The sequence below is a fragment of the Brachybacterium zhongshanense genome (genome assembly GCF_055385755.1).
The window spans coordinates 2,694,370-2,705,808 of sequence record NZ_AP043790.1; the positions used below are offsets into that span (position 1 = coordinate 2,694,370).

Sequence of the window (11,439 nt, forward strand, 5' to 3'; positions counted from 1 at the left end):
GGGCCCAGGGGCCTCCCGGTCGGCGAGCGCGACCGCACCGCGACCCCCGTCACCGTGACGGGATTCCACAGGTCATGCGGAGGCCGCTCGCCGATGGGCAGATGCCGCGGTCTCCCCTCAGGAGCCTCCCGCCCCGGCCCGCTGATCGCACCCGCCCGGCACCGTGCCGGGCCACGACATCGTCGGCCTCGCGCCGACCCCTACCCGTCGGCCGTGCGCCGACGACGACGAAGGACATCATGACCACCACCATCCATCGAACCAGCACCGACCGAATGCGCACCGACCGCGTGCGCACCGACCGCACCACCGGCGCCACCGGCACGGACCGGGCCGCCCGCGCCGCGCACACCCTGCGCGCCGCCGGGACGCTCCGCGCCGAGCGCACCGCGAACCCGGGCGTCCGCACGGTCGTGTTCCGCGACCAGAGCGCCGGCATCCGCTACCTCACGCGCTCCGATCTGCCCACGCCCCACTCCACGACCTGGCCCGACGGCCGGATCTACCCGGTCGTCGAGATGGACCTCTCCTCCGAGGCCCATCTCGCGGACCGCCGCCGCGCCGCCTGAGCTCGACACAGGCGGTCGCGGGTCCCGCGGGTCGCAGGGCCCGCGGGCTGCGGGCTGCGGGTTGCGGAGCGCGGGTCGCAGATCGCAGGTCGCACTGCCGATCGACGCCGCAAACCTGTCCTGACCTGCGGGTCCTTCGTGACCTGCGTCGGTTCTGTCGCCGTGGGCGCATGGTAGCTTCGAGCCGCATACCCATCGCGTCGCGAGAGAGAAGGCCACCGTGTCCGGAATCCGTGATCTCATCGCCCCCTCCTCCATCCGGCTCGACGTCCCGGCGGACGACTGGCGCTCGGCGATCCGCAGCTCCGGGGACCTGCTGGCCTCCGTCGGCGCCATCGATGACGCCTACACCGACGCGATGATCGCCAGCGTCGAGCAGAACGGCCCGTACATCGTCATCGCCCCGGGCTTCGCGCTGGCGCATGCGCGGCCCGATGCGTCGGTCCACCGCACGGCCATGAGCGTCGCGAGGCTGGCCGATCCCGTGGCCTTCGGCCACGAGTCCAACGACCCCGTGACCCTCGTGATGGGCCTCGCGGCGACCGACGACTCCGCGCATCGCGAGGCCCTGGCGGCGCTCGCGACGGTCCTCGCGGATCCGGGGCGTCGCGCGCTGCTGGACGAGGCGACGTCGGCCGAGGCGGTCCTGGACGCGCTGGACCCGCAGACGCAGGCCCCGGAGGATGCATCGGCATCGGGGGCGTCGGCCCCCGCAGCAGCCTCCGCCCCCGCAGCGGCTGCACCGACGGCGACGCCGGAGGTCCCCGAGGATGCCGTGCCCTCGAAGAACTTCATCCTCACGGTCTGCGGCAACGGCGTGGGGACGAGCCTGTTCCTGAAGAACACGACCGAGCAGGTGCTCGGCCGCTGGGGCTGGTCGCCGTTCGTCGACGTCGAAGCGACCGACACCATCTCCGCCAAGGGCCGCGCCAAGGAGGCGGACATGATCCTGACCTCCGCCGCCATCGCGCAGACCCTCGGGGACCTGGGCGTGCCCGTGCACGTCATCGAGAACTTCACCTCCACCGATGAGGTCGACGCGGTCCTCCGGCGCCAGTACGTCGTCTGACCGCGGTCGGCCTCCCTGACCCCCGTCCCCTGAACCCCGTTCCCCTGAGCTCCGTCCCCTGACCCCACCCCCGGAGGGATGTCATGAACGTCCTCCTCACCATCGCCAGCTTCCTCGTCAACGAGATCCTGAGCGTTCCCGCCTATCTCATCGGCATCATCACCGCCGTCGGACTGATCGCCCTGCGCAAGAGCGCCGGGCAGGTCGTCGGCGGCGCCATCAAGGCGATCCTCGGCTTCCTGCTGATCGGCGCCGGCGCGACCCTCGTCACCGCCTCCCTCGCACCGCTGGGGACCATGATCGAGGGCGCTCTCGGAGCCCAGGGCGTCGTCCCCACCAACGAGGCCATCGCCGGCATCGCGCAGGCCGAGTACGGGGCGCAGGTGTCGTACCTGATGATCCTCGGCTTCGTCGTCGCGATCGCGCTGGCCCGCTTCACCCCGCTGCGCTACGTCTTCCTCACCGGCCACCACATCCTGTTCATGGCCACCCTGATCACGATCGTCATGGCATCAGCAGGAATGCCGCCGGTGATCGTGGTCGGCATCGGCGCGCTGCTGCTCGGCGTCCTGATGGTGTCGCTGCCGGCGCTGTCGCAGCCGTGGACCCGGAAGATCACCGGTGACGACTCCATCGCCATCGGTCACTTCGGCACTGCCGGCTATGTCGCCTCGGGCGCCGTCGGCCGGCTCGTCGACCCTCACGGGGCCAGCCGCTCCACCGAGGACCTCAAGGTCCCCGAGGGTCTGCGGTTCCTGCGCGACTCGATGGTCGCGACCGCCCTGTCGATGGTGCTGATGTATCTGGTGGTCGCCGTCGTATACCTGGTCAGGGCCGGCTCCGAGACCGCCTTCACCGCCTTCGAGGGCGGCGCCACGGGCGTGGGCAACTACCTCATGCTCTCGGTGACCCAGGGTCTGCAGTTCGGCATCGCGGTCGCCGTGATCCTCTTCGGCGTGCGCACCATCCTCGGCGAGCTGGTGCCCGCCTTCCAGGGCATCGCCGCGAAGGTCGTCCCCGGGGCGCGGCCCGCGCTGGACGCCCCGATCGTCTTCCCCTATGCGCAGAACGCCGTGCTGATCGGCTTCATCTCGTCGTTCGCCGGCGGCCTGGTGGGCCTGCTGGTGCTCGGCACGATCCTCGGCCCGCTGTTCGGCCTCGCGCTGATCCTGCCGGGGCTCGTGCCGCACTTCTTCACGGGCGGCGCGGCGGGCGTCTACGGCAACGCCACCGGCGGACGCCGCGGCGCCGTCGCGGGCGCCTTCGTCAACGGCCTCATCGTCACCTTCCTGCCGGCGCTGCTGCTGAAGGTGCTCGGCGACTTCGGCTCGGCGAACACCACCTTCGGCGACGCCGACTTCGGCTGGTTCGGCATCCTCATCGGCTACGGAGCCCGGCCGGGCGTCCTGCTGGGCTCGATCCTGCTGCTGGTGATCGGCGCCGTCATCCTCGGCGCGGCGATCACGGTGCAGAGACGCGTGGTCGACGCCGGATGGGATCCGGCCCCGCATCGCCTCAGCGGCACGGACGAGGCCGGTGCCGCGTCGAGCCCCGACAGCCCCGCAACCGGCGGCTCGGGCGGCACGGACACCGGCGGGGCCGGTTCGGGCAGTCCGGGCTCCGAGAGCGCAGGCTCCGGCCGGGCCGCGGGCGCCTATCCGCGCACCATCCCGCCCGTCGGAGCGCCGACCCCGCCCGCACCGCCGACCGCCTGAGCCGAGGGTCCGGCTTCCGGGTCCGACGGGTCACTGCGCACCCCGTCAGACGCTCCTGCCCGACGGCCGCATCGGCGCCACGGTGCGGGCGCCGAGCCAGGGCGCGAGCACGTCCTGCGCGCCGAGCCATGCCCCGGGCCCGGCCGACCGCTCCGCATCGGTCAGCAGGCAGCGCGCGAAGGCATCGCGCACACGCGCCGCATCGGCGGCATCGACGCCCGTGACCACCAGTCGCGTGACAGGGGCCGGCTGCTCGCGAGCCCCCTCGGCGACGACGGCGATGCCGGCCTGGCCGCCCGCACCGTCCCACTGGCAGACGGCGCCGGGCCGGTCAGCGACCCCGAAGCGGCCGCGGCCGCGCAGCCTCCCGGCACCCAGCGCCTCGACGTTCTCGAGCAGACGCTGCGGATGGAAGGGACGGTCGGAGCACAGATCGAGGGTCCAGGTGCCGTGCGCGGTGGGCCCGCCGTGCGGCCGAACGCTCAGCGGGTCCCGTCGGCGGACGCCCGCACCGTGATCCGCCCGCCCCTCGATCACCACCCGCGCGTCCAGGTCGTGCAGGCACGTGGCCAGAAGCTGGTCGTCGGCACGCAGGTGCTCGACGAGCTCGAGGCCCGCAGCGGAGCCGGCGCCGCCGGATCCGTCGGCCCCTGCGAGGACGATCAGCTCCGAGTACTCGATCTGCGCGGCGAGCGCCTCTCCGACGCTGCGATCGTCGTCGGCCGCCCAGCGCAGGTCGCGCTCGGCGAGGGTGTCCTGCCCCAGCAGGTCCTCGACCGCCCGGGAGGCGGAGGCCACGGCGATCGAGCGGGCGAGCCGCCAGCGCTCCTGATGCGCCACGAGAGCGCCGACGACGACCCGCGGATCCGCGCTGATCGGAGGCGACAGCAGGATTCCGCGCACCTCGGGCCGTCCTGCGAGGCGGTCCAGGGTCGGGAGGGCGTCCTCGCGCATGGCGCACGAGACGCAGGGATGCTCGAGCTGCACGAGGACGTCCTCGACCGTCCCGTCACGGCCGACGACGAGGCGCCGCAGGCCGATGCCCTCCGCGGCGAGCTCGTAGCGCAGCTCGATGGTCCCGGGCAGATCGAGCATCAGGTTCGCGACCAGCGCACCGCGCAGCACCGGGTCGACGGCCGTCACGACGGCCACCGGCACCCTGCCGTCCCGGGCGGCGGCGTCCCGGGCGGCATCGGCTGCGACGGGACGCCCCGTCGACCGGTCCGCTGACCGGCCGACGGGCCGACCGACGGGTCGACCGACGGGTCGACCGGCCGGTCGACCGAAGCCGGGGGCCGACGGGCGGACGGTCCGATGGTCCGACGGGAAGGGGCTCGAGGACATGGTCTCCTCCATCGCTTGACGATAACGGTTCTCATTAGTAGTATCCATGGACATGTCCCGGCGCTGTCAAGTCCGCACCGCACACGGGCAGGACGCAGGACAGGACAGGACGGGACGCGAACCGCGATCGACAGGAGGTCACCACCGATGACACCCAGAACACCCATGACACCCCTGACACCCATGACCAGGTCGGCGCCCAGGGCGAGCACGTCGCACCGCAGCACGATCGCCGACCGCCGCGGGGAGCGCTGAGATGGCGAAGACCTCGAAGAGCGTCGCCGACGCGCGGCGCCGCACGATCGTCGCGAAGCATGCTGACGAGCGGCGCGCGCTCAAGCGCACCATCAAGGATCCTGCGGTCCCGCTCGCGGAGAAGCTGGTCGCCCAGCGCGCGCTCCAGCGCCTGCCCCGCGATGCGAGCCCCACCCGGCTGCGCAACCGCGACGCGATCGACGGTCGCCCCCGCGGTCATCTGCGCAAGGTCGGGCTGTCGCGGGTGCGCTTCCGCGAGGCCGCGCATCGCGGCGAGCTGCCCGGCATCACGAAGTCCAGCTGGTGAGCGCACAGCTCACCCCATCCCGAGCCGCCCCGCTCTGAGAGGACACCTCATGAAGCAGTCCATCCATCCCGACTACCGGCCCGTCGTCTTCCGCGACGCGAGCGCCGACTTCGCCTTCCTCACCCGCTCCACCGCGACCTCTGACCGCACCATCACCTGGATCGACGGGGCCGAGTACCCGGTCATCGACGTGGAGGTCTCCTCCGCCTCGCACCCGTTCTACACCGGACGGGCGACGGTGCTGGACACCGCCGGGCGCGTCGAGCGCTTCCGCCGCCGCTACGGGCAGACGGCGTGATGGCCGGAGCTCCGCCGGCCGCCTGATCGGCGGCCCCCGACGCTCCCGCACCGTGCGCCCGGCCCCTGACGTGCTGCGCCCGGAGACACCCGGAGGCACGAGGGTACGGAGGGGTCAGGGCTGTCCGCCGTCGAAGTGCTCTCGCACGTCGGCCCGGACCGGCGGCACATCGCAGGGGACGCCGCCGTGGCGGATCGACGCGGCGCCGAGCACCCCGGTGGCGACCGCCTCGCGCGCGGCGACCACGGACACGTCGGTCCTGCCGCCCTCTCGCGCGAAGCGGAGGAACTCGGCGACCAGGTCCGGGTCGGCGCCGCCGTGCCCGCCATCGCCGCGGTCGATGACCTCGACGTCGTCGGGCCGACCGGGGCCGGAGCGCCGGGAGGTCCAGATGTGGATCTGGTCGCCGCCGCGGTCCCCCATGTTCTCGATGCGCCCGGCGTCCCCGATGACGGTGTAGCTGCGCCAGTAGTCGGGCGTGAAATGGCACTGCTCATAGGAGGCGAGGACGCCGTTGTCCAGGGTCATCGAGAGCATGGAGATGTCCTCGACGTCGATGACGGGGTTGAGCTCCTTCTGCTGCGTCGGCGGGAACACGTCCTCGTCGTACCAGTCCCCCATGCGCCGGTCGGAGTTGTCGCGGCGATCCTGGATGTCCCCGTAGACGGCGAGGTCTCCGATGCCGGAGACGCGGCGGGTGAAGCCGCCGGCGAGCCAGTGGATGACGTCGATGTCGTGGGCGCCCTTCTGGAGCAGCAGCGAGGTCGAGCGCGACCGGTCGGCATGCCAGTCCTTGAAGTAGAAGTCGCCTCCGGCGCCGACGAAGTGGCGGCACCAGATCGCACGCACCCGGCCGATCCTGCCCGAGTCGACGATCGCCTTCATCTGCCGCACCACCGGCATGTGCCGCATGTTGTGGCCGACGTACAGCCGCGCCCGCCGCTCCATCGCCAGCTGCAGCATCGCGTCGGCGTCCTCGACGGTGATCGCCATCGGCTTCTCGCAGAAGGTGGGGATGCCGGCCTCGAGCGTGCGCAGCGCGATCGATGCATGCGCGAAATCGGGCGCGAGGATCATGACCGCGTCGACCTCGTGCTCGGACAGCATCTGCTCGACGTCGTCGACGACGGCGACGCCCCCGCCCTGTCCGCCCCCGCCCTGTCCGACGTCGCCCCCGAACCAGGCGATGGCCTGGTCCTTCCCGCGCTGCGTGGGATCGGCGACGACGCTCACCCGCGACCCCCGCCCCGGACGATGGGCGTGGCGGGCGAGCTCAGCGCGCGCACCGAACCCGATGACGCCGATGCGGAGGTCGCGGGTCATGCTGATGCCTCGGGAGTCAGAGTCAGTGCTTCGCCGATCCGCCGTGGACCAGCTCTCCGGCGCGCTCGGCGCCGATCGCTGCGAGCTCGGAGCAGAACTTCACCACGAGGGCGAGGACCGGGATCGTCACGAGGAACAGCAGGACGCCGATGAAGATCAGGGGGTAGGACTCGGCAAGGTTCATGGGACGCTCCAGCGTTCGAGAGGTTCTTCGGATCCGACGGACTCCTCCGTCGGATGGGGCGAGCGGGGGCGGCGTCGGGGTCCTCCTGACGGCCGGCCTCGGCGTTGCCGCCCGCTCTCTCCACCGGCACAGCTTCTCGCTCCGACCCCTGCCGTGTCCACTGCGACGCTCCGTCGTCGGCCGCGCCGCCCTGATCCCTCCGTCTCACTCCGCGCCCCGCTCCGCATCCCGCTCCGCACGGCCGAAACGGGGCTGCTCGACGAGCGAGAGGCGCGCGGGCCGCCTCTCGAGATCGAGGATCAGCACGTCGTTGCGGCCTTCCCGCACCAGCGGCGCCGGGACGAAGAGGGTCTGCTGGGGGCCGACGTCCCAGAAGCGGCCGACGCAGAAGCCGTTGACGTACGCGACACCGTGGCCGGCATCGGAGACGTCCAGGAACGCATCCGCGACCTGTCCCGGCGCGACGTCGAAGGACGCGGTGACCAGCACGGGAAGTGCAGGTTCGGAGGCCGCGCCGTCGGCAGGAGCGGCGGTGCTGGACGCCGCGCGGCCGACGGCGGCGAGGGCGGCGAGATCGTCGGCCATGTCCTCGAGCGGCCAGGGGTCGACCTCCCAGCCGTTGAGGAAGCGCGGGGTGCGCCACACCCCGCCGAGGATCCCCTTGCGCTCCCCGAGCCGGGGCCCGAAGTTCGTGCGCCCGAGGTTCTCGACCAGGATGTCCACGCGCACGGTGCGCCGCGCGCCGCCCGGCCGGCGACGCTCCGGCAGGAGCAGATCGACCAGAGGGGTGAGCTCGACGATCTCGGCGGCGGGCTGACGCTCGGTCGTGCCGACCTCCCCGCCGACAGCCCCCGCGAAGTGCCCGTCGACCCACACCCAGGCCCGGTCGTGGAGATCCCACAGCTCCAGCGGAGCCAGATGCGGGGCGTCCCCGCCGTCGGCCTCGATCTCGATCTCGCGGGAGGCGCGGAGCATGCCGCGCTCGAGACCCAGCTCCTCGAAGGCGGGGATCGTCGGATGCACGGAGCCCGCGCGGGAGAACAGGGAGCTCTCGCGCAGGGAGACCGTCCTGTCGATCCGCAGCTCCGCCGCGGGCAGCCGCGCGGGGACCGCATCGATGCCCAGCTCGGCGAGATGCTGCTCGAGCGGAGGCAGCTCCACGTGCCGGGCGATGACCTCGCGGAAGGCATGGAACTTCGCGGTGAGCTCGCCGTTCTCCGCGATCGGGGCGTCGTAGCCATAGCTGGTGGTGGTCGGCTGCAGACGCTGCTCGAAGTTCGCCCCTGCCCGCAGACCGAAGTTCGTGCCGCCGTGAGCCATGTACAGGTTCACGCTCATGCCGTGGTCGAGCATGTCGGAGAGCTCGCGGGCGGCGTCCTCCGCATCGCGCACATGATGCTCCTCGCCCCAGTGGTCGAACCAGCCGTTCCAGAACTCCATGCACATCTGCGGCTGGTCGGGCAGCTCCCGCTCCGCCATCTCGAGCACGTCCAAGACCCGGGAGCCGAAGTTGACGGTCGCCCAGGCGCCCTCGACGGTGCCTCCGCTCAGCCACATCCGAGCCGGGCCGTCGGAGGTCACCAGAAGCTCGTCGATGCCGCGCTCGCGCAGCCCGTCGCGCAGGTGCTCGAGATGGGCGCGATCATCGCCGAAGGAGCCGTACTCGTTCTCCACCTGCACCATCACGACGTTCCCTCCGCGGGACGCCTGACGCTCGGCGATCACGGGGATCAGCACGTCGAACCACGCGTCGACCTCGGCGAGGTACCGCGGATCGCTCGTGCGCAGCCGCAGACCTGGCTCGGCCAGCAGCCACCCGGGGAACCCGCCGTTCTCCCATTCGGCGCAGATGTAGGGGCCGGGCCGGACGATCGCGTCCAGGCCGAGCTCGTGCGCGATGTCGAGGAACCGGCCGAGATCCGCGAAGCCGTCGAAGAGGGGCTCGCCGCGGGAGGGCTGATGCACGTTCCAGGCCACATAGGTCTCGACGGTGCTGCAGCCGAGGGCGACCAGGCGCAGGAGCCGGTCGCGCCACTGGTCGGGGTGGACCCGGAAGTAGTGGATCGCACCGGAGATGACCAGGTGCTCCTTCCCACCGCGGAGCAGGCCGTCGGGGGTGACCTCGAGCAGAGCCGGTGCCATCGCGATCAGACCTCCTGGAAGACTGCGGAGCCCCGCGCCGGGAGCACATAGGAGCCGTCGGCCGTCGCCCCGCCCAGCAGCTCGCGCCCGCGCACGGCGATGACCTGGTCGTCATCGGTGTGGTTCAGGACGAACAGGAACGAGGTGCCGCCCTCGGCGATCCGGCGGGACGCCTCGACGTCGCGCGCGAGACCGGGCAGCACGGGGCCGACGCCGGCGCCGTCGGCGATCTCGGCGACCAGTGCGCGCAGTCCGTCGGCCGACGGACGGGCGGCGACGTACCAGGCCGCCGCCGGTGCCCTGTCGGCGGCGGGGCCGGCGCCGCTGCCATCGAGCACACGGCGGGTGACGGCCGGCCATCCGGCGAGTCCGCCGTCGGCCCAGCGGCGGACCGCCTCGGCGCCCTCGAGATGCGTCTTCTCGCTCCACAGGTCGGCGCTGGTGCCGTCGTCGAGATGCAGCACCTCGCCCTCCTGCAGAGCATGGAACTCCTCGGTGCGGACGCCCAGCAGCTCCCGGAACGCGCCCGGGTAGCCGCCCAGACGGATGTGATCGTGCTCGTCCACGATCCCGGAGAAGAACGCGACGACGACATGGGTGCCGGACTCCGCCGCGGCGGACACGCGCGCGGCGTCGGCGTCGGAGATCGAGTAGACCGTCGGGAGGACGACCAGGTCATAGGCGGCGAGATCCGCATCCAGCGGAACCATGTCCACACCGATCCCCAGATCCCACAGGGCCGTGTACCAGCGCAGCAGCTCGCCCGGATAGCTGAGGGCCTGGGTGGGATGGGAGTCCAGCTCGCTCCCCCACCACGACGGGTAGTCCACGACGATCGCGACCCGGTTGCTCACGCGGGAGCCGACGACTGGCTTCAGCGCCTCGAGGGCGCGCCCGAGCTCGACGGTGCTCCGCCACACGTCCGTGTCGCGCCCGCCGTGGGGGACCATCGCCGAGTGGAACTTCTCGGCACCGGCCTTCGACTGGCGCCACTGGAAGAACATGACGCCGTCGGCGCCGCGCGCCACGTGCGACAGCGAGTTGCGCAGCATCTCGCCAGGACCCTTGGTGCGGTTGCGCGGCTGCCAGTTCACGGCCGACGTCGAATGCTCCATGAGGATCCACGGATCCCCGCCGCCCACACCGCGGCTCAGATCCGCGGCGAGCGCCAGCTCGATCTGGCTGCGCGGATCCGCAGCGATCAGATAGTGATCGTTGGCGACCAGATCCAGGTCCTCCGACCACGAGTAGTAGTCCATCCACTTCGTCGCGCTCGAGAGCATGAGGTTCGTGGTGGTGGGGACGTGCGGGGTGACCTCCCGCAGCACATCGCGCAGCGCGCGGTAGTGCGTCAGCAGCTCGTCGGACGAGAAGCGGGCGAAGTCCAGCTGCTGGCTCGGGTTGGCGTAGGTCGGCGCGGCCCGCGGCGGCAGGATCTCCTCGAAGGAGTCGTAGCGCTGCGACCAGAAGGCCGTTCCCCAGGCGGAGTTGAGCGCCTCGATGCTCCCGTAGCGGTCCTCGAGCCAGGAGCGGAACGCCTCGGCGGCGCAGTCCGAGAAGTCATGCGGGACATGGCAGCCCAGCTCGTTGTCCACATGCCACAGCGCGAGCGCCGGATGCTCGCGATAGCGCTCGGCCATCACGCGGGTCATCCTCAGCGCATACTCCCGGAACACCGGCGAGGAGACGGCGTAGGACTGCCGTCCTCCCTGGCCGAGCACCGTGCCGTCCTCGAGCTGGGGCAGGATCTCGGGATGGCTGCGAGTCAGCCACGGCGGCGGGGACGCCGTGGCGGTGGCGAGCGCGACCCTGATACCGGCCTGCGCAAGACGGTCCATCGTCTCGTCGAGCCAGCCGAAGTCGTACTCCCCCTCGCGCGGCTCGAGCGTCGCCCAGGCGAAGATGGCGACGCTGACCAGGTTCACCCCGGCCTCGCGCATGAGCTCGACGTCCTCGAGCCGCACCTCCTGGGGCCACTGCTCGGGGTTGTAGTCGCCGCCGTAGGCGATGCCCTCGACGCCGAGGGGCCAGGGTCGTGCTGCCGTCATCTCTCCTCCAGGGAACTGCGCCGGGCGCGGAGCTCGCGGGCCGGGGTCGTCCGCGTCGGGCAGGGTCGCCGTCGACGCTCTGGGCACAGCCTAGGCGAGATCGCGTGAGCGTTCACGTCAGGCAGAGCGGGAGCCCGATGAGCGGAGCTGCCGCATCCCTCAGATGAAGCACGGGGCGGTCGCAT

The 11,439-nt window shown here is 71.9% G+C and carries 10 protein-coding genes; 5 read left to right on the forward strand and 5 right to left on the reverse strand.

Annotated elements, in window-relative coordinates; translation table 11 throughout:
* Positions 1-239 precede the first annotated feature (239 nt).
* From ACZ5AJ_RS12065 to ACZ5AJ_RS12075, 3 genes are all read left to right on the forward strand, one after another.
* The gene (locus ACZ5AJ_RS12065; protein ID WP_464134984.1) at positions 240-569 is read left to right on the forward strand and encodes a hypothetical protein; all 330 of its coding nucleotides are present in this window, start codon (positions 240-242) and stop codon (positions 567-569) included.
* Between the two features lie 220 nt (positions 570-789).
* Positions 790-1,638 (forward strand): PTS sugar transporter subunit IIA, encoded by an 849-nt coding sequence (locus tag ACZ5AJ_RS12070; RefSeq protein ID WP_464134986.1) that lies wholly within the window; start codon positions 790-792, stop codon positions 1,636-1,638.
* 83 nt (positions 1,639-1,721) lie between these two features.
* A complete protein-coding gene (locus ACZ5AJ_RS12075) occupies positions 1,722-3,353 on the forward strand; it encodes a PTS ascorbate transporter subunit IIC (protein WP_464134988.1) in 1,632 nt (543 codons plus the stop codon).
* Between the two features lie 45 nt (positions 3,354-3,398).
* On the opposite strand, the gene ACZ5AJ_RS12080 is transcribed toward ACZ5AJ_RS12075, so the two are convergent.
* Positions 3,399-4,697, reverse strand: coding sequence for a GTP-binding protein (locus ACZ5AJ_RS12080; protein ID WP_464134991.1), 1,299 nt, complete (start codon positions 4,695-4,697; stop codon positions 3,399-3,401).
* A gap of 256 nt (positions 4,698-4,953) precedes the next feature.
* Between ACZ5AJ_RS12080 and rpsN the strand changes: the two genes are divergently transcribed.
* Both rpsN and ACZ5AJ_RS12090 read left to right on the forward strand, forming a co-directional pair.
* Positions 4,954-5,259: a 30S ribosomal protein S14 gene (gene rpsN / locus ACZ5AJ_RS12085; RefSeq protein ID WP_464134993.1), complete on the forward strand. Its 306-nt coding sequence runs from the start codon at positions 4,954-4,956 to the stop codon at positions 5,257-5,259.
* Positions 5,260-5,308: 49 nt separating this feature from the next.
* Complete coding sequence (locus ACZ5AJ_RS12090) at positions 5,309-5,557, forward strand: type B 50S ribosomal protein L31 (protein ID WP_464134998.1); 249 nt, start codon at positions 5,309-5,311, stop codon at positions 5,555-5,557.
* 114 nt (positions 5,558-5,671) lie between these two features.
* Here ACZ5AJ_RS12090 and ACZ5AJ_RS12095 read toward each other — a convergent pair whose 3' ends face one another.
* From ACZ5AJ_RS12095 to ACZ5AJ_RS12110, 4 genes are all read right to left on the reverse strand, one after another.
* Positions 5,672-6,880 (reverse strand): Gfo/Idh/MocA family protein, encoded by a 1,209-nt coding sequence (locus tag ACZ5AJ_RS12095; protein WP_464135001.1) that lies wholly within the window; start codon positions 6,878-6,880, stop codon positions 5,672-5,674.
* Positions 6,881-6,902: 22 nt separating this feature from the next.
* Positions 6,903-7,064, reverse strand: a complete 162-nt coding sequence (locus ACZ5AJ_RS12100) for a hypothetical protein (protein ID WP_464135004.1) — start codon at positions 7,062-7,064, stop codon at positions 6,903-6,905.
* 204 nt (positions 7,065-7,268) lie between these two features.
* Positions 7,269-9,206, reverse strand: coding sequence for a glycoside hydrolase family 35 protein (locus ACZ5AJ_RS12105; RefSeq protein ID WP_464135008.1), 1,938 nt, complete (start codon positions 9,204-9,206; stop codon positions 7,269-7,271).
* A gap of 5 nt (positions 9,207-9,211) precedes the next feature.
* Positions 9,212-11,254, reverse strand: a complete 2,043-nt coding sequence (locus ACZ5AJ_RS12110) for a beta-galactosidase (protein ID WP_464135014.1) — start codon at positions 11,252-11,254, stop codon at positions 9,212-9,214.
* Positions 11,255-11,439: the final 185 nt, after the last annotated feature.